Source organism: Brevibacillus laterosporus LMG 15441 (assembly GCF_000219535.2).
Lineage (GTDB): Bacteria > Bacillota > Bacilli > Brevibacillales > Brevibacillaceae > Brevibacillus_B > Brevibacillus_B halotolerans.
The window spans coordinates 1692577-1718996 of record NZ_CP007806.1 but is presented as its reverse complement, the minus strand read 5'-3'; the positions used below and the strand labels follow the sequence as shown (position 1 = coordinate 1718996).

Genomic DNA, 26420 nt, shown 5'->3' with positions numbered 1-26420 from the left:
ATTACCTATATAACAACGATATTAAATCTACCAACTTATACAGGTAAGTTTTTTGAAAAAATGTTATTTTTTTGATAAACAAAAAAAGATGACCACTGTTTTATGTAGTCATCTTTTTTATTTTCGTTTTACAATTATTTATTCTCTTTTTAAAGCTTTACCCGTTGCAATCGCAGAGCATTTAACACAACCGATACGGAGCTTAATGCCATCGCTGCACCTGCCAACCATGGAGCTAATAACCCAGCAGCCGCAACGGGAATCCCCAAACAATTATAGGCCAGCGCCCAAAATAAGTTTTGTTTGATGTTCGTCATCGTTTTCTTGCTCATCGTGAAGGCATCCGCAATGCTATTTAGATCGCCCCGCATCAACGTAATATCTGCTGCTTCCATCGCTATATCTGTACCCGTTCCCATGGCGATACCTATATCTGCTGTGGCTAATGCTGGAGCGTCGTTAATTCCATCTCCAACCATCGCTACTTTTTTACCTGCTTGTTGTAACTTAGTTACTTCGGCTGCTTTTCCCTCTGGCAACACTTCTGCGATCACATGCTCGACACCAACCTGTGCCGCGATCGCTTTTGCTGTTCGTTCATTATCGCCTGTGACCATATAGACGCTTAAGCCCATTTCTTTTAAGCGAGCAATCGCTTCTCGGGAGGTTTGTTTGACGGTATCCGCTACTGCGATCACTCCGGCATATCGCTGATCAATGGCAGCCAGCATCGCTGTTTTACCTTCCTGCTCCCATTTTTCCATAATAGGCAATGCTAGATCGATCTGTACCGCAAATTTCCCCATGAGCTTGCGTGTTCCAACTAATACTTCTTTCCCCCCAATAATGGCTCGCACACCGTACCCTGGAATGGCTTCGAATTCGCTAGGGCTTTGCAAACCAATCCCCTGCTCAATGACGCCCGCCACAATAGCCTCTGCTAAAGGATGCTCGGAGTTTTTCTCAGCACTAGCGATATACTGAAGAAATTGTTGTTTTTCCCAGTGATCTGCTGTCAGCACATCTGTCAATTCAGGCTTACCCTTTGTAATCGTCCCTGTTTTATCAAGTAGGACTGTATCAATTCGATGTGTCGCTTCCAAATGTTCTCCACCCTTAAATAGAACACCCGCTTCTGCTGCCCGACCAGAGCCTGCCATGATCGAGGTTGGGGTTGCTAAACCAAGTGCACATGGGCAAGCAATGACTAGAACAGCTATTAGAATTTCTAGTGCGCTAGTAAAATCGCCTGGTGTAATGAAGAAGTACCAAATCAGAAAAGCCAAAACGGCAAGCGATACTACAATCGGAACAAAAATACCGGAAATCTTGTCGGCTACACGTTGAATCGGCGCTTTAGACCCCTGTGCTTCTTCCACTACTTTAATGATTTGGGCCAATGCTGTTTCCTTCCCGACCTTTGTAGCCTTTACTTGTAAAACACCGTTTTTATTAATCGTAGCTCCTATCACTTGATCGCCTGATTCTTTTTCCACAGGAATGCTTTCTCCCGTTAGCATTGATTCATCCACCGAGGATTTTCCCTCAACAATCTCTCCATCTACCGGTATTTTTTCTCCTGGCTTCACGAGAAACAGATCATTAACCTGAACTTCCTCCACAGCAATGACCAGTTCTTGGCCATTGCGTATAACCGTAGCTGTTTTAGCCTGAAGTCCCATTAACGTTTTGATGGCTTCTGATGTGCGCCCCTTTGCTAATGCTTCAAAAAGTTTTCCTAATAAAATTAAGGTAATGAGTACAGCACTAGTTTCATAATAAAGATGGATATCATGATGCATGGCCTGCATACTTCTAATCGTTTCATAAAGACTGTAAAAATAAGCTGCTGATGTTCCTAACGCTACTAATACATCCATGTTTGCTGAGCCATTGCGAAGTGCTTTATACGCTCCTTGGTAAAATTGCCACCCAATCATGAACTGTACGGGAGTGGCCAATAGTAATTGAATCCATGGGTTCATCAAAATCTCAGGCGCCCATATAAATGAGGTAAACGAAAAATGCTTCACCATCGTCCATAGCAAAGGAAGAGATAGGATTGCAGAGAAGATCAGTTTACGCTTTTGCTTAGCGATCTCTCTTTTTCGATGATCAGTCTCGTCTGCTTGCTCCTCCTGCTTCAGACTTGCCCCATATCCTAGATTCTCTACCTTTTTTATGAAATCAAACGTAGTTGTCTCGGAAGGCTGATACACCACCGTTGCTCGTTCCATCGCTAGATTAACACTTGCTTCCAAGACCCCAGGAAGCTTTTTAAGGCCCTTTTCGATTCGAGTCGCACATGCAGCACATGTCATTCCAGTAACAAGTAGCTCTGCTTTCTCCTTAACCGTACCATACCCAAGGGACTCTATACGTTGCCCCAGATCAACCACACTTATCTTTTTGGGGTCAAACGTAACCGAAGCCCGTTCTAAGCTAAGATTAACTGTGGCATCCTGAACCCCCGCTGTCTTCTGCAAACCCTTTTCGATCCGTCGGGCACACGCGGCGCAAGTCATTCCAGTAATTTGCATTGTGGTTTTTTGTTGCTTATTTGCTGCGACGTTCTCCGCCATGCTACTACCTCCCTTACCTATACAATACCCTATATAGGTATATTATATCGTTTTAAAAAAGCCCCCTTCTGTGAAGTCAAGGACCCTTCTACTAAATAGATTTGCTTTTCGTGAATCTTATTATCATACAACAAAAAGTCATTGTACTGCGACAGCTCTTTTTCAGTTGCCTTCGCTGTCTTCGACTACCTTATATCCCAATTTCTCCACATGTTCTTGTAAAAGGATGGCCTCTAGGCAATTAGTGTCATGCTCAATTTCCACCTGCTTTTGAACAAGATCTACCTGAACTTTTTTAGCGCCTAATGCCTTGCATGCTAGTTCAATCTTTGCTGCACAGCTCTTGCAAGACATTCCTTCTACATGCAAAACTGTTTTGGTCATCATGATATCTCTCCTTATCAGCATTGTTAAATTCATAATACTATACCCCCCTACCCTATGTAAATAGTAAAAAAGAAAGACCTACATAATTGTAGGCCCTTCTTTGTTCTTTATTTCATCGTATTCGGTGGAATCATCAGCTTGTAGCTGACAACTATCATGACCAAAGCCAGTAAAAGAAAATACATTGGCATAGGCAACAGCATCCCATTATGAAGATAGCTCATCCCTGTCGTAATAAAACTTACGAGAAAGTAGTAGCTTAGTCCAAATATAGCACCTGCTGTACCTTGTGTATCATGATAATGTACCAATGCTAAGCTTAAACAATTCGGTATTGCCATCCCAATCCCCATCAAAAGTATAAAAATACAACTAACTAGTAATACCAATGACAGGATGGACGAATCTAAACCAATAAGCACCAGAGCGGTTAGGCTCCCGGCACCCAATGCCGTTACAAGCGATCCTACATAAATAATCCGCTCGGCTGACAGCTTCTGTAGCAATTTCTTTGAAAGCAACGCACCAATTATGGACGCTAAAGCTACAAAAACACCAAAAAATCCAAACACACCTGGTGTCATATGAAAAAACTCCATGTAAATAAAAGGAGCCTCTGCATAGTAACTGAACAAAATTCCATTCGTTATTCCAATCAGCAATCCAAACAACCAGACTCTTTGATCACGAGCCATGCGTTTGGCTACCAAACTTACACTACTTTTGGAAGTTACAGATAATCTTGTCTCAGGTAATGCCCTCCATGTGTAAACAAAAACAAGTACCCCCATCACAACAAGGGTAAAGAAAACAGCCCGAAATCCCAAAGCCTGATCAATGAATCCTCCCAGTAAGGGTCCAATTGCGGGAGTAAAAGCAAGCGCAGCAGAGATCTGGGCAAACACAGCATGACGTCTACCTCCGTCTATGCTTTCACGGAGAATGGCTTGCGTCACCACAGAGCCAGTACTTGCTCCAAAGGCCTGAACAAATCTACTGACTAATAGCCACTCAACTGCATTAGACAGATAGCAGCCAAGACTGCCAGCTCCATAAATAAATATACCCCATAGCATTGCTGGCCGCCTTCCAATTACATCAGATAGCCTTCCCCAAAAAAAGACTCCTAGGGCAAAACCAAAGAAATAAAGGCTTAATGTCAATTGAATGATATTGCTACTAACTCCAAGCGCCTGTGAAATATCAGGTAAAGAAGGTGTATATATCGTTTCACTAATTTGTGGAAAGCCGACAAGAATAATAAATAGTAACAGTGACGGTGTTGAGATTTTTTTGGTCATACCGATTCCCCCTATCATGTGCAAATCTCAAAACTCTGCACATAACGATTACGGAATAGGGGGTTTACACTTACTTAATCTAGCAAATGAAAGCATTTCTATCACCATACTTTTAATAGGGGGAGTCAAACCTTTACCAAAGATAGTAGCATATGCGATATCGATCCTCAACCTTGGCCACGCTTTTATCTGTTTTCGCAATGCCACTTTATCTACGCCAGTGATAGAATTTTTTTGACTTCTCATCTGATCTTCCGGGAAGTAGATACGGCTTGCCGCTTCCTGGGAGGCCCATTGCTGATGATGTTTTCAGCTTTGTCTTACCAATATGTACTTTCGTTCCTAATGGGACTAAGCTATACAATTCTTCCACATCACGATTAAACAGCCGAATGCAGCCTTTAGACACTGCTTTACCGATAGAAGAAGGGTCATTCGTCCCGTGGATAGCATAATCAGGGTTACTCAATGCTAAAGCACGCGTTCCATATACTTTAGTTGCTGATCTAGGCTTATTTACCTTGAGTGCAATGCTAAAATCTCCAACAGGTGTCTGATTGCGAGCTCCTAGCGCCACTGGGTAGGAGCGCAATAGATAGGAGCCACTAACCACATGCATCCGAAATTCAGGAATCGAGATGTTAACTTCAATCGGCTGAAGCCCTTTCGCTAACAAATGTAGCCCCTTTGCCCCTACTACCTGCTCCATGCTTTCCCAAGGCCTTTGCGGTTGAAAGGCGGATGGGTTGTAAATCCAGCCTTCCTGAGCGCCCACTGGAGGTGTAGGAATTTGGGACAAATAATTATTCGGAGATGCTTGCACCAATTGATTAAGCTGCTTTGGAAGCGTATGTGTTCGAAGATAGTAATGATAAAGTGCTGTCCGTAAAGATAATAATCCTAGTAAAGAATGCTGCTGTTCATCGATCCTTTTTTTGATGGATGCCACAAGCTGTTGACTATTACATGCACACTGTTCATCCGTTATCGGAAACCACTCCCCAGCGGCATTCGTAATCCCAAGAACCTGTTCTGGGCTATAAAAAGGTAGTGCCTGGTACACTGGGAGTTGCTTGTTAGGCGGTACGACGATGACTAAAGGAGATTCCTGCTCTGTCTGCTGTACGTCTTGAAACAACGGAGCTAACGAGCTTGAAAGTTGTGTTTTTATCAAATCCTCATTCGCTCCTTTAGGCAGGTTTGGTCCCGCAACAACAACTAACGGACGCTTTTGCAAAAGTGATGCAATGGAACCTGTATGCAGTGTCTTTTGTTCACTAGTAGACAAGAGTTTATCGGAGTTAAGTGAATTAGTTGTAAATAGATCCGAATTCACCAGTTTTCCTTTCATCATCTCCGAACCTCCTAAGAAAAGGGTCGTAACATACATGAATAGAATAACTAGAAAGATTACAATCCTTCGTTCGTTTACCATGTGTGCCTCCTTCCGCTTTCCGGAGCCAGCAATCTAAAATTCTCTTCTTTTTATGTAACGACAAATATTGGCTTTTCTATGAGTAAAAAGCCCAACGCTCCTTTCCATAAGGAAATACGTTAGGCTTTTTTCTGTACAAATCACTGCTTTTCCATAAATTTAACTTCAAGTAAATCCAGTAGGAATATGAAGATCGGAATCCCCAGTATCAGTCCCCATACCCCGATAAAGTGTTCTGAGATAATCAATACAGCAAATGTAACAAAGATCGGTAACTTGGTTTTGGACGACATTAGCTTTGGATTTAGCAGATAGGCTTCGATAGCATGCAAGACAGCAATCATGATAAGTACATAGATAATCTTGATAAAGCCCCCGATACTAAAAGCGATAGCACACAGAGGAATCAATGAAATAATGACACCTGCCACCGGAATCAAGCCAAGTACGAAAATCATGATTCCTAATGCAAATAGATGCGGAAAATCCATAATCCATAAAGCAATTATTGACATAATGCAGTTAACCAACGAGATCATAAATTGTACTTCAATTACTTTTCCAAAGGACTGCGTAAACTTATTCCCAAAGGAACGAAAATCCTCATAGAAATAAGATAGCTTGCTTGTTCTTACTTTCGAGGTTAAAAAGAAGATCTTTTCTTTTTCCAGCAGGAAGAAAAGACTTAAAATCATGGCAATCACAAAATTGATACCTAGCTTACTTGCATTGGTAACAACACCAACTAAAAATTCCATCCCATTATTCACATAGCTTGCTAGGTTAATCTTTTGCAACGACTCTACCATGAATTCTAGTATAAAATTATCCACTGGAATAATCGGTTTCTCATAAAAAGCAATCACTTGCTGCACAAGCGGCGATAATTCAGTAATCACACTCGGTAAAAATCGTAGTAACCCAATGACAATCAGTGAAATAAACACTGCATACTGGAGAATCAATGTGACTTTCTTCAGTACCTTTCGCTCGATGCTCAGCCGACGAACAAGAAATTGATGCAATTCGTTCATCAAAAAGGTAATGATAAAAAAGAGCAAGATCATGTTCATCATACTTCGAAACATGTAGACAAGTGCAACTAAGATAAGTAATACAATAATTTTTTTCATGATTGTACTTTTAAATACTTCTTTTAGAGAGGTCATATAAGGGTTTCGTGCTCCTTTATGTTGGTATATCTTAATACGTTTAATAACGTAATCTGGTTTCAAATGAAGGTACGTATATTAGTAAAGTAACATGTTAGTGAATCCAAGTCCATTTTTTTCCTCTCTATCCCATTACATGCTGATAAGAATATAATTATTCATCCTCATCACGAAATAACTCTGCAAGCATTGCCTCTTTATTTTCTAAAAACCGTTTCGTAATCTGATAGTGCAATGTTTGCTCATAGTTAGTCGTCGCAATAGGAGATTGGTCAAAGTTATAAATTTGTGCTTCTGGAAATGCTAATAGTATCGGTGAATGCGTAGCAATAATAAACTGTGCTGATCTCTCTAGATCTTTCATTAAACGTAATAAGGAAAGCTGTCGTGCAGGCGACAAGGCCGCTTCCGGCTCGTCTAGTAAATAGATTGCTTTATGACCAAACCGATTGCGAAAAAGAGAGAGAAACGATTCACCGTGTGACTGAGCATGTAAGGAACGTCCTCCGTAGCTACCCGTGCCGTTTATACTGTCTATATGACTAGCAAACTGATAGAAGGTTTCTGCCCGCAAAAAAAAACCATTCGTAATCTTAGGTAGCCACGATAACTGAATATACTCCCCTAAAGGGGCATCGGAAGCATCCACTTCATAGTAATTATGTCTGCCCCCACCCGCTGTATGGAAATCGCATTGATAAGCAATGGCTTCTAGCAAAGTAGATTTTCCCGATCCATTCTCACCTACAAAAAAGGTGATATTTTTATCAAACGATAAACTCTCTAGGTTTTGCAGTGCAGGAATCGAAAAGGGATACTCCTTACGATTAGGGTATTTTTCTGTTAGCAGCCGCACTTGGCGAAGATACACGTTCTACACCTTCCTATTTGTTCATCTAAGTATCCTTGCTTATTAAAAGCCTGAATTCGTTTATGTAAAACCCGATTTGAATAAAAGCTTGTCTTTATTATACAACATTGTGTAAGACCTCTACGTTGCTTTTTTGTAAACTTATACTTTTTTGAATTCCCTTCCTGCTTAGCATCGGACTTACATTGTATGTAAAAAAAGAGAAACGCATAGGAGTCTGACACGATGAAGATTATCCACTAAGCCTAATCGTGTCGTGTAGTATTATTGTCTCCTTTTTCCTATCGTTGCATAAATGCGATATCTCCTGAGGTTGTTTGAATGTGAACGGTACGTTTGATCTCTTTGCCATTCGTGGCCTCTACGTTATGATTCGAGATACTGTTGAAGCGGAATCCTTCTAGATTGGTCTGAATCTCTCCAGAGGATGTCTTTGCTACAAGCCGGGTATCTATAGGCTGTTTCGTCGTAACGATATTAATATTTCCACTAGATGCTTCCAAGGTTAGATTGTGCGCCACTTCAGCCGTGTTTAGATCAATGTTTCCCGAGGTACTATTTGCTTTTATCTCTCCAGTTGCTTCTTGTACGTCTATGTCACCTGAGGTAGATTCAAATGTTGAATACGTAGCTATAAGCCTGGAGATTTCCACATTTCCTGAAGTTACCTGAATATCACTCTTTTCACTTTCAAGCTGTTTCATCTCTATGTCCCCGGATGTACTGGATGCTACAAATTCTTTGGCAAACACATCGCCCGCCGTGATATTACCTGAAGTGCTGCTAAGCTTCATTTTTTCCCACGTTTTTTGGGGAAGCGAGATAGTTAAACCTTCGTCATCCATGCTAAAATCAAGGCTAAACCAAGTCGGAGGGCGTGTTGTTACAATCAGAAGCTTATCATTCTCCTCTGTTACTTGTAGCTCTGTATTTCTGGTACCAACCCATCCAGATTTCTCGTTCAACCGAATCTTTATGTAATCATCATTACTTGGAACAATATGAATATCCTTACTAGCACTATCCACTATAAGTTGTTTGAATTGTGTATGCTCGATCGCCTTTTCGTTAATGATACTTGCTGCTTTTTGTCCATAAATTCCCCCTTGTAAAACCCAGCCTACACATCCCATGACACCTATTATAATAAACAGTACGCCTACGATAGCTGATTTTCTCACCTGAACCCTCTCCTATTTACCTTCTAGACAACTACATTAGCCAGATGTCGTTAAGAAGCTACATGTTTTGAACTTACAATCGTACTATCTAGTAACGTTATTCACTCCTCATCCTCCTCAATGATGTTATGGACACTAGTAGCAAACATTTTCCATGCTGAAACCAATGGTTGCATGTACAGCTCAACAACTTCTCTAAGTTCGTATCAGCTTGATTACTTTTGTAGCTATCCCCTTCTCTCTATGTCTTCCCTCATTATAAATGAAAAAAACCGAATAACGGACAGATTACTGTCTATTATTCGGAGAAATAAGCGTTATGACTTAATTTATTCCTTTTCCTTCTGCAAAATTCCCTTACTTACCTGTTCCATCAGAGCTTGTTTGCCAAGAGCGAAAAATTCCTCATTGTAATTTTTCCTACTGGTCATTCGATATACTCTTCCATTTTTCACTGCCTGTAGCCCTTTCCAGAGACTGCTTTCTTCTAACACATTTTTATCATTATCAGCTAACCAATAATATGATCTGGCTTCATCTTAAATAAGCCTTCTACATTCGTAACCTTTCCACCCCATTTATCAGGTCAGGCGTTCCTGGTGCCTTTTTCTTTAGCTTATTGCTTATTCTTACTTTCAATTAGATCAACAATGATATCCAACTGCTTCTCCAAATTCAATCCATCTGTCATCCAAAACTTCTTGGAATCAAGCATGTATACATGATTATGCTTTACTGCCTCTAGATTTTTCCAGATCGGTCTGTTCATGATTTCCTTTGCACGCTCTGCTCCACCGTCTGGTTCATATACGCTGATAAACATGTGATCAGCAGCATAATCAGGCAAAAGCTCTAAGGAAATATCCTTCCCTTGACGAGTTGGGAAAATCTCTTGTTTCACTTTCTCTATCGGCTTTAACTCAAACATTTCCATCAGATTGTAGCCAGCATCACGTGTTTTTGGCCACACCCAGAAATTTTTGGCCCAGATTGAGTAGCTACCTACTGTTTCATTTGATCCAATCATAGCTTTTACTTTTTCTTTAGCCGCTTTAGCTTTTTCATTATAACGAGTAATAAATGCTTCCGCTTCCGCTTCTTTTCCTAACAGCCTTCCAAATGTCCGAACCTCCTCAATTGGGTCAGTACCTTCAAGTGTTCCCGAAGGTAAAGAAACCGTCGGGGCAATTTTTTTCAACTGCTCCGTCATTTCTGAAGGCAAATAGGTTGGTACAATGATTAAATCTGGCTTTAGCTGCATCACTTTCTCAATGGAAACATCCCCTACATTTTCCACGCCCTCCAGCTCTTTAGACAGCAATACTGAATTCTCTAGGGCAATTGATCCAGCTCCTACCGGTTTTACACCCAGCGCTGCCAAATCACCTAAAAAAGTAATGCTGACAATACGCTCTGGATGAGTAGGAATTTCAATTTCTCCCGTGGCATCTTTAAAGACCTTTGTCTTTTTTTCAGCAGAAGAATTACCCGCGTTATTTGGCTGCGACACTGTGTTTGGTGTCGTATTGCAAGCACTAACCATCAAAGCTAGAAGCAGCAGCAGCATAATCGGCATGAAGCCTCGTTGTTTGAAATGTAGCATGTTCATCCTCCAATATGTAAGTCAGATCGTTACACAGAAACTCATGATTTTGATAACGATTATCAACCATTTCTTCAGTCCACATTTTAACTTTCTATCAAAAAGAAGTCTATATTAAATTTTGCCATATGGTAGAAATCGGGAACCCAGCTCCTTTTTAATGAGAGAACACATTTGAGCAAAAAAATGGCGAATTTTTCTCATTTTCTGTGTAACTTATTCCCTTCCCCAACGTCTCTATTTACGATTACCAAAAATATGCTTTGGGGTTATCAACGACTTCCCTTTGTTTTGCCCTGCTTTATGGCTTAAAGAGGGAGTAGGTTGCTGTCTACAGGCAAAATTTTATGGATATTCAGGAGGAAAACAATGAGGAAACAAATGAAAAAAAGCGCATTCTTACTGCTAGCCACAACTCTGGCAATCACACCCCTACTCTCTGTGCCACAAGGTGCTTATGCTGTATCTGATTTAAGTATCAACGCCAAGAGCACCAAAGCAGGTGAGAAAACTACCTATACGATAAAGTTTGAAGCAAACAAGAAAACAAACGAGATTGAGGTAGATTTTGATTCTGATTTTGACCTGGACAAAGTTAAAACTAGCTCTGTGGAAGTAAATGGTAAGGAACCAAAGGATGTTACTGTTAAAAAGGGTAAAATTACGATTGAACTAAGCAAAAATATCGGTAAAGGCGATGATGTCAAAATCGTCATTGAAGATGTTATCAACCCTGATAAAGCCGACGATTACAAAATCTCCGTCGATGATGGCGATAGTGATGATGATGAAAAAATCGAGATCACAAAATCAAAAGGCTCTTCTAGTAAAAGCGGCAGTGAAAAAAATGCTTTCTCTGTGTCTTTAGGCAGTAGCTACTCAGATGAAAAAACCTCTATTGAGCTATCTAAATTTACGTTAGAAGACAAATTGGACGATTCAAAATATATTGAGGTTACTTTCCCTGAATCTAGCATGGTTCCAAGCAGACTCAGCACAGACGATGTAGAAATTAACGGTCACACTCCAAAAGATGTCAGCGTCTCTGGTAGAACGGTAAAAATTAAACCGAGCTCCAAGGATAATGATGAGAAAAAACTTGAGATTTCATTCAAAAAAGGGGCTGGCTTTAAAACTCCATCCTCCAGCTCTTCCTATAAAATTGAAGTTGAGTATAAAAACACGACTTATACATCAAAAGAATTTGATGTGAAGAAGGGCTCTTCTTCTGTTAACAGCGACTATAGTGTTTCCCTATCAGATAGCTCGGTGGGTGCACGTACAACTGTATCCATGGAAGTAAGATTAAAAGAAGACCTACGATACGGCAACGATATTTATATCGAATTCCCGTCCCAAGATATGCTACCTGGTTACATGTCTGCTACATCAGCAACAATTAATGGTGCACAGGTTAGCTCGGCAAATATATCTGGACGCACGATTTCTCTGAGAACACCGAGTAATTTCTCTAGCACTGATAAAATTCGTATCGACTTTAAAATGGAAGCCTTTATTAAGAACCCATCAACGTCAGGTAGCTATGATTTGGCTGTAAAGCATAATGATGTTACCTACCGTTCAAAATCTTTTACTGTTTCAGGTACTTCCGTAACACCTACGAATCCGACATATCCAACTAACCCAACTAACCCTACTAATCCAACGAATCCTACTCCAACCCCCGTGCCAGTGAATAACAGCACTGCTACGGTAAAATTGAGTAAGCCGAATCCAAATGCAATTTCAGGTATGACAGTTGGGATTAAAGCGCTAGGAGTTGGGCTGAATACGAATGATTTCATTGAAGTAGCGATGCCAACTTCTTTCCGTGTCCCTACTACGATCGCAACCAATGCTGTGACAGTAAATGGTGCGTATCCTAGCTATGTAGGCACTCGTGGTCAGAATCTGGTTATCTATCCATCACTTGCTATTCCTGCAGGTCAAGCAGTAAGTGTAACCATCAATGAAAATGCTAAACTTCAAACACCGGCAGCATCCAATGTTTATAATATTGGGGTTTATACATCTGAGGAAAGAAACCCACTGTTCACTCGTCAAGTAATGGTAGGTGCCCAAAACGGGATTAGCTTCAAAGTTGGTACAGCTTCCTATAAATCCCAAGGGAAAACCTTCCCATTAGCTGCAGCACCACAAACTGTGAATGGTAACACAATGGTACCGGCTACTTTTATTCGTGATGGACTAAAAGTAAGCACATCCTACACAAAAACAGGCGCTACTGTTAAAAGTGGCAACACAACCATGGTATTTAAAGTTGGATCAAAGGTCGTTTCTATTAATGGCAAGAATTACAACATGACAGATGCTGTTCAATTGAAAAATAATATCCCAATGCTGCCAATACGTACGATTACAGACAATTTACGTTTTAACATGTCTTGGGATGAAGCATCCTCTAGCGTAGTTATTTTTAAATAAGAATAAGGCACTTGCGAAGCTCCCCTTTGCAAGTGCCTTTTTTGATAAAATTCATAGTGGTACCTGTGGTATGCCTTTATCCTCGTGGGATGACAAGGCGTTGATACAAGAATTGTTTTTTAGAAGCTTGTTACCTCACGCCTACATCATTCGTAATATAATATGAGCCTAAATGATCGTTGTTGATTTTTTCAAGGCTCATACTTATTTGAAACCAGAGGACTTTTACATGAACATAATTTACAAACATCTGAAAAAACTAGACTGGCTCATCATGCTAATCCTTGTTATTTTTCTCACTACTAGCCTTCTCTTTATTTATAGTAGTCAGCAAACGGGTCAATACGGACAGACAAACTTCGTCGGAAAACAAACCATATACTATGTAATTGGATTTGCTCTGATGCTCTATATTTCTATTTTAGATATGGAACAGATTAAGAAATTATCTTGGGTTTTTTATGTTTTTTGTCTGCTTTGTATTATCGTTCTTAAATTTTCACCAGAAAAAATTGCCCCTATACTTAATGGGGCAAAGCGATGGTTTTCCTTGCCAGGAATAGGCTCCATTCAACCATCAGAGTTCTTAAAGGTTGCCATTATCCTTTTAGCTAGTTATCTGGTAATGGAGCATCAAAAAAAGCATATTTTGAAAACCATTGGAAGCGATCTATTATTAATTGCCAAATTACTAGGTATAACCCTGCTTCCGTCTATTTTAGTGTATACCCAGCCAGATACTGGGATGGTTATTCTCTATTTGATTTCCATAATAGCAATTATGTTCCTTTCCCAGCTACAAACCAAATTAATCTTAACACTCTCATTAATTCCCGCCTTTCTGGTATCCTTTTTGCTGTATTTATACTTTGAACTCCCTGATGTATTCAGAACCTATGTCCTTTCGCTCTTTAGTGGCCACAGACAACAGAGGATTTTAGGATGGCTTGATCCCTCTACCTTTAAAGATGAAGGCTATCAATCCATGCAGAGCCTGTTAGCAATTGGTTCTGGAGGACTGGAAGGAAAAGGAATCGGACAAGGAAACGTTTATATTCCTGAAAAGCATTCTGATTTTATTTTTGCAACGATTGGAGAAGAAGGTGGATATATCATTGCGGTACTGATTGTTTCACTCTTCTTTATTCTTATGTATCGTGTGATAAAAATTGGGAATGAATCAAATGATATATTTTGTGCCTGCGTATGCTCTGGAATTGTAGCTGTCCTCACCTTTCAAACCTTTCAAAACATTGGAATGACCATTGGATTAATGCCAGTAAAGGGAATAGCCTTGCCATTCTTATCTTATGGTGGCAGTTCGCTCCTTTCTAACATGATATTGATTGGAATTGTGTTATCTATGCGCAAGCAGTATAGGAGATAGAGTAAATATAAATTACTTTCCAACAGAAAAGAGGCTATCCGATCGCAATCAGGAATAGCCTCTTTTTCTTCATTTTCTCCTAATGTACATTTCTTACCATTTGAACTGCTCTTTTGGCAGAAGCATACTTGTAAATTAATAACAAATGGATTTCTTTATGTATCCCCGATTTTCCATGTGGAAGAACGATGTCCTAAAACCTTATTCATTTTTACACATCCTTCATTCTTTTCCCGATCTGATTGGAAAATGGAACAACACGTAAGCACCACCCTCCGGTGTATTGGAAGCTTCAACTGTCCCACCATGTTTCATCGTCAGCAATTTAACAATGTACAAGCCAAGTCCAGCATGTCCCTTACGCTGTGGTTGCAATCGATCCTCCTGATAAAATTTATCGAATAAAAAAGGAGTACTACTCTTCGAAAAGCCCGAACCGGTATCACTAACCTTCATCGTCCATTGAAGGTCTGTCATGCACAGCTCCCAATGAATTTCCCCATTTTCAGCGGTAAATCGGCTACTGTTGGAAACTACATTATCTACTATTTGTGCAATCCGGTCAGGGTCCATTTTAATAGTGGTTCGTTTCTGTCGCAGATCTTCATAGCTGCAAAGAAAATGTAACCTTTGTTGATGACAGAGCTGTTCATAGTCAGATACCTTGTCTCGAACGAATTGTTGCAAATCTACATCCTGCCATTGCAATCGAAACTCAGGCTTTTCCATTTCAGATACCTCATTGATTTCTCCAATCATTCTCGCTGCCCTTTGCGTGTTTTTCTGTATAGTCAATAAATAGCTATCCAGCCGTTCCTGACGTTTTGGTCCACCATTCATCAGTCCCTCTACATGTCCTTGAATGATGGCTAAAGGGGTTCTTAAATCATGAGCAAGCGCCGCTACCATATCCCGCCGTTCCTGCACCAAATGCATTTCCCTTTGTAGGGAATCAGATAAGGCCTTGCGCATATCTTCAAATGCCTGTGTAAGCTGAGTCAATTCCTGCGTGCCTTCATACGAAAATGTGAAATTCAAATCTCGTGACTGTACTCGCTTCGTTCCTTCTATTAATTGTTGTATGGGTTCATTTAGCTGTTTGTTAAATCGATGACCAAAAATCCATGCAAATACACACACTAGAATAAAGGGCAATAAAACTGTCATGAGTCTAAATATTTTTACAACAGGAGTTAACTCCGGAGTTGCCCCGGATATAGCCAGCTCATATTCGAGAACAATTGCACCTTGAAGCGAGTCTGTTTCATCTACCAGCGGATGAACATGCCTTATTTTATTTGCCTTGACATTTTCGATGGTATTTAGCATCGTAAGCAGCTGCTTTTGGTTTGAAATCGGCGAATGCTGTATCGTTCCGTACAACTGCTTACCATTTAACAGATAAATCGCATAATCCATTCCTTCTAGAGGAATGACGTTCTCAAGCTCCTTCCTCTTTTCCTGCTGTAACAAACGACTTCCCTGCTCATTAATGTATGATCGGATAGCTGTCATCTGTTTTTCATAATAGTTGGCAGGTCTTATAAATGACGATCCTGCTTGGAAGAAGGCCCAGAAAATGAAACTCCATACCACAATCGTCATAATAAAGCTAAGTCCAAGCGTAAGAGTAAAATACATCAAAAATTGACGTTTTACTGTCCGTTTACTTTTCATCTGCCCGTGCCCCATTTATATCCTACTCCCCATATGGTTTCGATAAAGCGATAGGCTGGATCAGCCGTAAACATCTTAGCACGTATATTTTTGATGTGCTCCGTTACAGTTGAGTCGTCACCTGTAGCATCAATCCCCCAGACTTTTTGATAAATATGCTCTCGTGCAAACACCTGCCCGGGGTGAAGTGCTAACAGTTCCACGATAGAAAATTCCCTGAGCGTAAGTGGAATCAGTATCTCGTTACAACGTAGTTCATGTCCTTGTATATCCAGAGTAAACGGTCCAAATCGTATGATTCCGAGGTTTTTCCGATTAAACAAGCGCTGCTCACGGCGTAAATGAGCGGCAATCCGTGCCTTAAGCTCCTGCAAGCTAAACGGTTTTACTAAATAATCATCTCCCCCTACTGCTAATCCATAAATGCGATCCGCCTCACTTTGTTTAGCGCTCACAAAAAGGATCGGTCCATCTACCCTATCTCTCATTTGTTTACAAAACGAAAATCCGTCTGTTCCAGGCATCATCACATCAAGCACAATTAGATCGGGCAGCTTCTCACTGATCATCAGAAACGCCTGTTCAGCATGTAATGCTGTCATGACCTCATAGCCTTCATCTTCTAACGCATCGCGCATGAACGTTATCATATCTACTTCATCATCTACAAGCAAAATCGTCTGTTTCATCATGTCTCCTCCGGTCTAGTACATATCTAATTTGCATGGCTCTCATTCACATTCATAGAGAAAAGGAGTAGAACTACTCAATTTCCCTTCTTTTCTAGGTTTACGATGAAAAGACAAGGCCCTCTCCCCTTAGAAAAGGAGAGAGGGCCTTTATTGATCCCAGTATTTATACAAGTCATTCCCAAAATGCTGGAATAACTTTTTTATTCAATAGACCCCAATAGCTGATAGGCCTCTTCCTTTGTTTTAATTGATAATAGCTGTTCTCTAAAGCCTTCGTCCATAAGCTTGCGAGATAGCATTTGAAGAATTTTTAAGTGTTCATTTCCTTCACTCTGTTTTGGAACAGCGATCATAAAAATTAACTTTGCATCGGACCCGTCAAGACTGTTCCAATTTACTCCGTCACGTTTAAGCCCAAACACCACGCTTGTTTTTTGGACGGTCTCCGATTTTCCATGAGGAATAGCAATGTTCATGCCAATTCCTGTGGAGCTTTCTTGTTCGCGGCTTAGTATCGCCTGCTTGAACTCGGAAGTAGAATCAATTGCTCCTGCACGCTTCAACTTATGGATCATTTCATCAATGACCTCATCGCGTGTTGCACCTGCTACATCTACATCTATTAATTCTAAGCTGGTAATATCAGTTAGCTTTTTAATTTCCACAGGCTTTACTTTTCTTTCTTCCTTAGGAAGGCTTTGCTTGGTTGTTGAATCTGCTACTGCTTTTGTAGCTGGAGCATTTCCATTTTGTATATCTTTTTTTAAGATATTGACCAATACTGCTGTTACAATCGCACCTACAATAACTGCGAGGAAGAACATCAAAACATTATCAACAGCACCAAGTACAGCAACGATTGGGCCTCCATGTGCTACTTTATCTCCAACATGTCCCACCATAGCGATAACCGAACCTACGATGGAACCAATCATGATACTTGGAATAACGCGGAATGGGTCCTGAGCTGCGAACGGAATAGCTCCTTCTGTAATCCCAAATAACCCCATTGTAAATGTCGCTTTCCCTGCTTCTCGTTCAGTATCCTGATATTTTTTCTTATTGATAAAAGTAGCTAGACCCATACCAATTGGAGGGATACAGATCGCAACCGCAATGGCTCCCATGATATCATAGTTTCCCTCTGCAATCATGGCAGAACCGAACAAGAAGGCAACTTTATTAACAGGCCCACCCATATCAAAGGAAATCATAGCACCTAGGATAATAGCTAAGAGAATGGAGCTTGTACCTTGCATACTTGATAACCACGCTGTTAAAGCCTCAAATACCTGTGCAATAGGCGATCCAATAACATAGACAAACACCAGACCTACAATAAGGGAAGCAAATACCGGAATGATAATGATTGGCATAATAGGCTGGATGGCTTTTGGAACTTTCATACTTTTAATTCCTAATGCTACATAACCTGCTAAGAAACCTGCAATAATACCACCGATAAAGCCAGCTCCTGCTTCACTTCCATAGAAGCTCCCATTCGCAGCAATTAATCCACCAATCATACCAGGAGCAAGACCTGGTCGATCCGCAATACTAAAGGCAATAAAACCAGCAAGAATAGGAACCATGAAGGTGAAGGAGGCTGCGCCAAGCTTCTCAATGGTCTTCCAGAATGAAGCATCTGGAATAACCAAACCACCAGGTGTTTTTTCTCCTCCAAGTGTTAAGGCAATGGCGATTAATAGCCCGCCGATAACGATGAATGGGACCATGTAGGATACACCACTCATCAAATGACGATAAAATGAGTTTTGCTTATCAGCTTTCTCAGTAGTCGTGTTCTCTACCGCATTGGCTTGCCCCTGATAGACAGGTACTTCTCCACTTGATACTAAATTGATTAGCTCTTCAGGCTTGCGTATACCATCCTGAACCCCAACAAGTAATACCTTTTTCCCAATGAAGCGATCTTTGTCGACTGTTTTATCAGCAGCAATAATGATACCATCCGCTTCACGTATTTCCTGTTCTGTAAATTTATTTTCTACTCCAATCGAGCCCTGTGTTTCCACTTTCATCTGAACACCTATTTTATCAGCAGCTTTTTGGAGATTTTCTGCCGCCATATACGTATGGGCAATTCCATTAGGACATGAAGTAATCGCCAAGAGTTTCATCACTAATCCCCCTTTATCTATTTCGAAATCGCTTACATATACTATACTGCGAAATCGATCGGACAAAAGTTTAGTTTTTTTCCGTAGTTTCCGGAAAAACGGATTTTATTTCCCTTGGAGTAGGCAAAGCAAAATGTAAGATTTTATTTGCTGTGGTGAAAATGAGATAGAAATTGCATGTTATCTGTTTCCTTTATAAGCATTTGAATAAAAGCTGGCTGTTCACTGATAAACGATAATTCCCGGAATAGTTGTCGCGTATCCTCTTGATCGTCATTCTTTACTGCCAGCATGAAGACGAGTGATACCTTTTCCGATCCCCACTCAATTGGTTCCTTCAACGTAGCAATCGCAATAGCTGAATGTCTAATCAATTTGGGATTACCATGTGGGATAGCGACACCTGAACCAATATTAGTCGATGACATTCTTTCCCGGGTAATAGCATGATGCGTATATTCCTTCTCCACAAATCCTTTTTCATGTAAAACAGTTGCAAGCATTTCAATCAACTCATAGCGATGTTTGGCATCCTGATGTAAAAAAACTAAAAAAGGAGTGGTAAACTTCAAAAGCACAGATTCTTTCGGTGCCTGCTGTACAGGTTCATTCAGTTGTGTAATAAAATTCTCTAGTCTTTTTTCTTCCGTAGCCTCTAATAACGGAGAAATAACAATATAAGGGATATTTATTTCAGGCAGCGAAACAGTAGATATAACAAAGTCTACGTCATGATTAGCAAGATACTCTTTTACATCTGCCTTAGCTAGACACGCTACAATATGAATAGAAATAAATTTCCGTTCGAGCTTTGTTCGTAACAGTTGAGACATTCCAATCCCCATATGACAAACAATGACAACATTCTTTGTTTTTTCCCGATTGCTATGAAAGCGCTCAATGGAAGCTTGAAAGTGTAACACAAGATAAGCTGCTTCCTCCTCAGGTATTGAAAGAGAGAGCGATTGATAGACCTCTTCTAATACACAAAGCACCATATCAAACATATACGGATACATTCTCTTTATATCACTTAGCATCGGATTCGATACAGGGAGATCGTAAGTAAGGCGATTTAAAGTTGTATATAAATGAACCTTCAAGCCGTCCAGTAAAGCTTGGTCATTCATAAATTCAATCATATTAAACTCAGACATACGCGTAATCAATAGTGACAAAAGCTGTGAAAGAACTGGATTATTTTCAGTAAAATCATCTATTTTCAATGGTTCATTCTTTTGCTGGTAACGAATTTTACCGCCCAAAATGTGTAAGGCCAGATAAGTGATTTCAACCTCTGGAAACCTTACTGCAAAAATAGCTTCCAGTGATGTAAGAAATTCAGCAGTCCATTCATATTCTTTTTTATCTTGTAGAAGGGTTCTTTCTTTCTCCGAGAGAGTAATAGGCTGTTTAAGCTTCGTTCGCCTAATCATCAGCAGGACATGTACGATCAACCCTTCCAGCGTTTCATCCGTAAAAAAGAAGGAATGTCGCTTTTGGAGCTGTTTTAATTCATTTTTGACAATCTCAACCTCATGGGATGAAAATTGCTCCTTAATAAATGAGTCACTAAGCTGAGAATTATTGGTCAATTGTGATAATCGGGCTAATGCAGTTCTTTTGGCTTTTTCGTTCCCTTCAATCATTAGACCTACTTTTTGCTTAGAGACCAACGTAAGTCCCCAAACGTTTAGCCACTTTTCAATTTTGTCCAAACTTTTTTTGATAACCGCTTTGTTGACAAAGTATTTGGAAGCAAGCTCCTGAATAGTTATGGGCTTTACATTCATAACTAACTGATATGCTATTTCAAGAATCATTTTTTCATCAGATTCATATTTGATTGGATGATTCACTATGTGTAATTTGTGAAATAAGCTTGCTTTTTCATGCTCTTCTATCTCTAGGAAAACCCCTAATCCCGGTTTTCGGATTAAGGTGGCATTTGAATGCTCTCTAAGGTAGTCCTGTATTCTTTTACAATCATTGCGAATCGTCTTTTCCGAGCAGCCTACCTTTTCTGCTATCTCTTGTACTAATACATGCTGGTCGGATTGTGTTAATAGAATACGCAAGATCTCTATTTGTCTCGCATTCATTTGATTCACCTGCTTATCTGCTAACAATGGTATATACGTTATCTATCGGATTTAACATCACTTTTTATACCATAGAATTGGTGAAAATACTATATACCGCACCAGCTAGCATGGGTTACATGGGAGTGCAGGTTGTTGTTCGCGACAAACTGCGCCAAATGAACCAGGCCACACCCCCCCACAATATGATCGTTACCATACCTGATTCTCCAGCTATGTAAGTCCATCCCTCTGCTTTTGTTGTAAACAACTGCTCCAACCAGCTTCTGGTAAGATTTATCATGGTATGACTAAGCACCGCAGGCCAAATACTACCGCTTGCAAAACGAATCCACCCTATAAAAACAGAAAGCGGAAAGATCATAATCGTAAACAGCAGTATTGTGACAATAAAATTGCCATCTTCATTATAGCCATTTAAGTAGAACGGATAATGAAATAATGCCCATACTATAGAGGTTCCCAAAATTGCTCTCTTACTTCCATACGTTTCCGTTAGCTTGGGTTGTAGGTATCCTCTCCATCCAATTTCTTCACCGAATGCAAAAATCCCCATTAAGATCAGCATGGCTGGGCTCCAAAATGCTTTTGTCATGTAACCAACATACTCAAATACTGTAAAATGAGCAGCTCCGGTGTTTAAAAAAGCGGCCGTTGGGAGCGCAATATAACCGATTCCCCAAGCCACTAAAAAGCTGATAAGAATTGGTAAACCTGAGACCCCCGCTAGAATGTACCACTTCCAATTCCCAAGCTTTCCGATTCCAGTGGATCGAATTGTAGTTTTACGTTCTGAAAAAAATAGAAGCATTAGCCCTAATACCAGCATAGGCGATAATTGAACGAGCCCGATCAGCAAATAAATCTTTGTAACATTAGCAAGCAAGGTCAATCCAAGAACCAGAGTACTATAAACAATCGCGGCTTTTATTCCTTTTATTTTCATGATGAATCCTTCCTTTCCAGCTCTACGAACACGATTCATCATAAATAGAAATTCTCAAGAATTTATAAAGGAAGAACAAAACGTTCATAGCTTTACTAATCTTTTATATAATTGTTGCTAATTTTTAATATACTTGATAAAATGTAATTTTTAACAAAACCACAATGTTGTTTTAATATTTTTTAAAGTCACAACCTCCCTTCCATAGATAAGGGGAAAAATACTGCAAAGGAGTGGTTACACTGGAGATGAATATAGGAAGAGAAACCAGGATGAAGGAAGCTAATGCCCCTTCATTCGGCCAAGGCGTTAAGGATTGTATCCCTACCTTGTTGGGCTACATTAGTATTGGACTAGCAGCTGGAGTAATTGGTGTCTCTTCTCACTTGAGCATTTTAGAAATTACTTTATTATCGGCTTTGGTATATGCCGGGTCAGCTCAATTTATCATTTGTGCCCTATTAGCAGCGAATAGTCCCTACTCAGCCATTATTGTAACTACTTTTATTGTAAACCTACGCAACTTTTTATTAAGCGCAACTCTAGCTCCCTCCTTCACCAAATATTCTTTATTAAAAAACATCGGAATCGGCGCACTGGTTACAGATGAGTCCTTCGGTGTTGCTATCAATAAGATTACAAAGGGAGAGCAGATAAACGATCGCTGGATGAATGGTCTAAATCTTACCGCTTATATCATTTGGATCTTATCGTGCATGCTAGGAGCTATTCTTGGGAAATGGATTACGAATCCGATGGTATTTGGGTTGGATTTTGCTTTAACAGCAATGTTTGTAGCCTTACTTGTCCTGCAATTGCAATCTATGGAGCCTTCAAAGCTCAAGCATTCTCTCAGTCTTGTTGTATATATGATCATAGCTATGCTGGTTTTATCCTTTCTGGTCCCTTCACACGTTGCAGTCATTTTAGCGACGGTTATTGTAGCTACTATTGGGGTGGTGACTGATAAATGAGCCTTAATCTATCCATTCTTCTTCTCATACTCGGTTGTACATTTGTAACAGTAATTCCGCGTATTCTGCCATTTTTAGTGGTCCGTAACTTACAATTACCTGCCCCTGTACTTAAATGGCTTTCTTTTATACCTATTTGTATTCTCACAGCCCTCGTTGTGGAGAGTGTCATTGATAAAAGCAGTGATTCAATCGGAGTGAATTGGCTAACACTCATTGCGATAGTTCCTACTCTATTATTAGCTTTGCGGACGAAAAGCCTTGCCATTACTGTCATTTTCGGCGTTATTTTGATGGGATTACTAAGATTATGTAGTACATATTTATAAACAAAATCCCCTTTGCTCAACAACAACGAATCCATGCGTGCATGAACTTCATAATTGTTGACTCCAAGGGGATTTGATTTCTTTTTAGCTTGCTTTCATCATGCTTTTTCTTCAAACAACCGAGCTATCTCGATAATAACCTGAACAGCTTTTTCCATATTATCTACAGAAACATATTCGAATTTACCGTGATAATTTTCCCCACCAGTAAAAATATTTGGCGTTGGCAGACCCATATATGATAATTGAGAGCCATCCGTACCACCTCGGATCGGGCTGATTACCGGCTCGATATTGAGGTTTTTCATCGCTTCATAGGCAATGTCAACAACTTCCTTAACCGGTTCAATTTTATCGCGCATGTTGTAGTATTGATCATTGAGTTCAAAGCTGATATTTTCTTCGCCGTATTTCTCTTGCATCTTTTTCACGATGCTTGTTACTTTCTCTTTTTTGGCATGAAAATGATCTTTATCAAAATCTCTAATAATGTATTGAGATTTACTTTGTTCGACATCACCGTTTATTGAGCTAAGATGGTAAAAGCCCTCATAGCCCTCTGTGTACTCTGGCGCCTCTTCTTCAGGAAGTTGTGCATGGAATTCCATTGCTAGCTTACTAGCGTTTAGCATTTTATTTTTGGCTGTTCCAGGATGCGTGCTAACTCCCCTAAAAGTAAGCTTGAGTTCTGCGGCGTTAAAGCTTTCATACTCCAAACCACCTAGTGGCCCTCCATCCATTGTGTACGCAAATTTCGCACCAAAAGCTGCCACATCAAAATGAGCCGGCCCTCTACTGATTTCTTCGTCAGGAGTGAACGCCACCCTAATTTTCCCATGTTTAATTTCCGGATGCTTTAGCAAATAATCCATGGCGGTCATAATTTCAGTGATACCCGCTTTATCATCTGCTCCAAGCAAGGTTGTCCCATCGGTCGTAATCAATGTGTGACCCTTGTAGGACGGTAGCTCTGGAAATAATTCCGGTGATAAAACAACGCCCCGTTCCTTATTTAGCGTAATGGCTTTACCGTCAAAATTTTCGTGAACCTGCGGATTAACATTTTTGCCTGTAAAATCCGTGGCAGTATCTAGATGGGATAAAAAGCCGATCACGGGAACCTGCTTATCCGTATTTGCAGGGAGTGTCGCCATGACATATCCATTTGCATCCATCGTAACCTCTGCAAGTCCCATCGCCTTTAGTTCTTCAACTAGCAATTTACCCAGCTCTAGCTGACCTGGTGTAGACGGAACTGTCTGACTCTGGGCATTGGATTGTGTATCAATCTGTACATATCTTGTAAAACGCTCTACGATATCCTGCTTCACTCAAATTCACTCCCTTTTTCATTACATCTTTTTTTATTATACCGTTTGATGGGCGATATTTCCATTTGCTACTCCTATTGCTAACCTATCAACTAGAATCGGGGATTACCGGCTTACCTACAAGTACAAGCATTCCTATATGCGGAGTAGTCTTTCTTAAGAATCTATTGATGATAAAAAATGGAGCTAGGCTGTAGTATCCTCGGCATAATTTAAGTTTCACTAAAAAATATTTGACATTTTTCTCAGAAAAGAGTAAAGTAGAAAAAGCTTAAGCATCCGAGAATAAAATATGAAACCTTCTTATCAAGAGAGGCGGAGGGACTGGCCCTTTGATGCCTCGGCAGCGGACTCGTATTTAGAGTGCTGTGCCAAATCCAGCAAGCATGTGCTTGAAAGATGAGAAGAGTGATTCTTATCCCATATAAGACCTCTTCTCACGAGAAGAGGTCTTCTTCATTTTTTCTCAGAAAAAGGTAGAAATAGAGAGGGTGTTATTGATGAATCAGACAAAAGGAAGTGCGTTGGCTTTATTGCCTCTTGGTATATTTTTAGCACTGTTTATTGGCTCTGGAATTATTACTGGAGATTTTTATCAGCTACCTATCATTGTTGCTATTTTGATCGCGAGTACGGTGGCATTAGTCATGAACCGAAAAGACAGTTTTACCACAAAGGTAGAACGATTTGCTAAAGGAGCAGGCAATCCAAATATCGTTATTATGTTATTAATCTTTGTATTAGCTGGTGCGTTTTCTCAAACAGCTAAAGGTATGGGTAGTGTTGAAGCTACCGTAAACCTAGCCCTTTCCGTGTTGCCTCAGGGTCTTCTAGTTGTTGGTTTATTTGTAATCGGATCATTTATTTCACTAGCAATGGGGACATCCATGGGAACTATTGCTGCATTAGCTCCAATTGCCGTAGGAATCAGCCAACAGACTGATATCTCTGTTGCATTCACAATGGCTACTGTTGTCGGAGGAGCTATGTTCGGAGATAATTTATCATTTATTTCGGATACGACAATTGCCGCGGTACGCACGCAAGGAACAGAAATGAAAGATAAATTCAAAACCAACTTTTTAATTGTATTACCAGCGGCCATTTTAACTTGCATCCTATTAATCGTGCTTACATTAGGAAGTCATACAAATATTACAGTTGGAACCTTCAACTGGGTCAAAGTGTTACCTTATGCAGGAGTGCTGCTTGCGGCCTTGCTTGGCTGGAATGTACTTGTGGTTCTAATGGGAGGAACTGTTTTATCAGGTGTCATCGGAATGATAGATGGAAGCTACACACTTGCCACATTCTTCAAAAATGTGACACTAGGGATTAGTGGAATGATGGAGCTTGTATTGCTAACCATGCTCATTGGTGGAATGATTGAGATTATTCAACATAATGGCGGGATTCAATATCTATTACATGTATTGACGCGTAATATTCGCTCAAAAAAAGGCGCAGAATTTGGTATTGCTGGTCTTGTGAGCCTGACAAATATGTGTACAGCTAACAATACAATCGCTATTATTTTTGCAGGTCCACTTGCTAAAAATATTTCAGATCAATATGAAATCGATCCAAGAAAATCTGCAAGCTTACTAGATTTATTTTCGTGCAGCGTACAAGGAATCATTCCTTACGGGGCTCAAATGTTAACGGCAGCAGGATTTGCTGCACTCTCACCAATCGAACTATTGCCATTTGCTTTTTATCCATTGCTAGTTGCTGTTTGCGGTATCGTGTCAATCGTGATTAACTTTCCACGTTTTTCATCGAATGCCAAAAAAGCTAGCATCATAAAACCATTGAATGAGAAAGAAGAAGCTATATTCAAGACATCCTAGTGGTGATTCACCTT

The 26420-nt window shown here is 40.1% G+C and carries 19 protein-coding genes and 1 riboswitch; of the genes, 5 read left to right on the top strand and 14 right to left on the bottom strand.

Translation table 11 applies throughout. The annotated features are described in order from the left end of the window. Positions 1 to 149: 149 nt before the first annotated feature. The 8 genes from BRLA_RS07995 to BRLA_RS07960 form a co-directional block, all read right to left on the bottom strand. Positions 150 to 2582 (bottom strand): heavy metal translocating P-type ATPase, encoded by a 2433-nt coding sequence (locus BRLA_RS07995; protein WP_003337940.1) that lies wholly within the window; start codon positions 2580 to 2582, stop codon positions 150 to 152. 162 nt (positions 2583 to 2744) lie between these two features. Next, positions 2745 to 2969: a heavy-metal-associated domain-containing protein gene (locus BRLA_RS07990; protein ID WP_003337941.1), complete on the bottom strand. Its 225-nt coding sequence runs from the start codon at positions 2967 to 2969 to the stop codon at positions 2745 to 2747. A gap of 107 nt (positions 2970 to 3076) precedes the next feature. Further along, positions 3077 to 4270, bottom strand: a complete 1194-nt coding sequence (locus BRLA_RS07985; protein ID WP_003337942.1) for a multidrug effflux MFS transporter — start codon at positions 4268 to 4270, stop codon at positions 3077 to 3079. Positions 4271 to 4478: 208 nt separating this feature from the next. After that, positions 4479 to 5624 carry a L,D-transpeptidase gene (locus tag BRLA_RS07980; protein ID WP_233882712.1) on the bottom strand — a complete coding sequence of 382 codons (1146 nt, stop codon included), beginning with the start codon at positions 5622 to 5624 and terminating at the stop codon, positions 4479 to 4481. A 221-nt stretch (positions 5625 to 5845) separates the two neighbouring features. Continuing rightward, positions 5846 to 6874 carry an AI-2E family transporter gene (locus BRLA_RS07975; protein WP_003343987.1) on the bottom strand — a complete coding sequence of 343 codons (1029 nt, stop codon included), beginning with the start codon at positions 6872 to 6874 and terminating at the stop codon, positions 5846 to 5848. Between the two features lie 157 nt (positions 6875 to 7031). Next, positions 7032 to 7748 (bottom strand): AAA family ATPase, encoded by a 717-nt coding sequence (locus BRLA_RS07970; protein WP_003337945.1) that lies wholly within the window; start codon positions 7746 to 7748, stop codon positions 7032 to 7034. A 281-nt stretch (positions 7749 to 8029) separates the two neighbouring features. Beyond that, a complete protein-coding gene (locus BRLA_RS07965; protein ID WP_003337946.1) occupies positions 8030 to 8929 on the bottom strand; it encodes a DUF4097 family beta strand repeat-containing protein in 900 nt (299 codons plus the stop codon). A 616-nt stretch (positions 8930 to 9545) separates the two neighbouring features. After that, the gene (locus BRLA_RS07960) at positions 9546 to 10532 is read right to left on the bottom strand and encodes an ABC transporter substrate-binding protein (RefSeq protein WP_003337949.1); all 987 of its coding nucleotides are present in this window, start codon (positions 10530 to 10532) and stop codon (positions 9546 to 9548) included. A gap of 369 nt (positions 10533 to 10901) precedes the next feature. On the opposite strand from BRLA_RS07960, the gene BRLA_RS07955 reads away from it, so the two are divergent. Continuing rightward, complete coding sequence (locus tag BRLA_RS07955) at positions 10902 to 12977, top strand: stalk domain-containing protein (protein ID WP_003337951.1); 2076 nt, start codon at positions 10902 to 10904, stop codon at positions 12975 to 12977. 229 nt (positions 12978 to 13206) lie between these two features. Further along, positions 13207 to 14364 carry an FtsW/RodA/SpoVE family cell cycle protein gene (locus BRLA_RS07950; RefSeq protein ID WP_003337952.1) on the top strand — a complete coding sequence of 386 codons (1158 nt, stop codon included), beginning with the start codon at positions 13207 to 13209 and terminating at the stop codon, positions 14362 to 14364. Positions 14365 to 14586: 222 nt separating this feature from the next. On the opposite strand, the gene BRLA_RS07945 is transcribed toward BRLA_RS07950, so the two are convergent. The 5 genes from BRLA_RS07945 to BRLA_RS07925 form a co-directional block, all read right to left on the bottom strand. Beyond that, positions 14587 to 16041, bottom strand: coding sequence for a sensor histidine kinase (locus BRLA_RS07945; RefSeq protein ID WP_041752024.1), 1455 nt, complete (start codon positions 16039 to 16041; stop codon positions 14587 to 14589). Continuing rightward, entirely contained in the window at positions 16038 to 16730 is a 693-nt protein-coding gene (locus tag BRLA_RS07940; protein WP_022585053.1) for a response regulator transcription factor, read from the bottom strand. Before BRLA_RS07940 ends, BRLA_RS07945 begins: the two co-directional genes overlap by 4 nt. Before the next feature lie 203 nt (positions 16731 to 16933). Next, on the bottom strand, positions 16934 to 18874 hold the full coding sequence (locus BRLA_RS07935) for a PTS fructose transporter subunit IIABC (protein ID WP_003337955.1): 1941 nt from the start codon (positions 18872 to 18874) through the stop codon (positions 16934 to 16936). Between the two features lie 143 nt (positions 18875 to 19017). Next, entirely contained in the window at positions 19018 to 20976 is a 1959-nt protein-coding gene (locus BRLA_RS07930) for a BglG family transcription antiterminator (RefSeq protein WP_003337956.1), read from the bottom strand. A 115-nt stretch (positions 20977 to 21091) separates the two neighbouring features. After that, positions 21092 to 21922 (bottom strand): CPBP family intramembrane glutamic endopeptidase, encoded by an 831-nt coding sequence (locus tag BRLA_RS07925; RefSeq protein ID WP_003337957.1) that lies wholly within the window; start codon positions 21920 to 21922, stop codon positions 21092 to 21094. A gap of 272 nt (positions 21923 to 22194) precedes the next feature. Between BRLA_RS07925 and BRLA_RS07920 the strand changes: the two genes are divergently transcribed. Together BRLA_RS07920 and BRLA_RS07915 are read left to right on the top strand one after the other, a co-directional pair. Continuing rightward, positions 22195 to 22896 carry an AzlC family ABC transporter permease gene (locus BRLA_RS07920; RefSeq protein WP_003337959.1) on the top strand — a complete coding sequence of 234 codons (702 nt, stop codon included), beginning with the start codon at positions 22195 to 22197 and terminating at the stop codon, positions 22894 to 22896. Further along, on the top strand, positions 22893 to 23225 hold the full coding sequence (locus tag BRLA_RS07915) for an AzlD domain-containing protein (protein WP_003337960.1): 333 nt from the start codon (positions 22893 to 22895) through the stop codon (positions 23223 to 23225). Before BRLA_RS07920 ends, BRLA_RS07915 begins: the two co-directional genes overlap by 4 nt. Positions 23226 to 23323: 98 nt before the next feature. Here BRLA_RS07915 and pepT read toward each other — a convergent pair whose 3' ends face one another. Further along, a complete protein-coding gene (gene pepT, locus BRLA_RS07910; protein WP_041752020.1) occupies positions 23324 to 24556 on the bottom strand; it encodes a peptidase T in 1233 nt (410 codons plus the stop codon). Positions 24557 to 24856: 300 nt separating this feature from the next. Beyond that, positions 24857 to 24962: riboswitch (SAM riboswitch) on the top strand. 94 nt (positions 24963 to 25056) lie between these two features. On the opposite strand from pepT, the gene BRLA_RS07905 reads away from it, so the two are divergent. Beyond that, a complete protein-coding gene (locus BRLA_RS07905) occupies positions 25057 to 26406 on the top strand; it encodes a Na+/H+ antiporter NhaC family protein (protein ID WP_003337963.1) in 1350 nt (449 codons plus the stop codon). Positions 26407 to 26420: the final 14 nt, after the last annotated feature.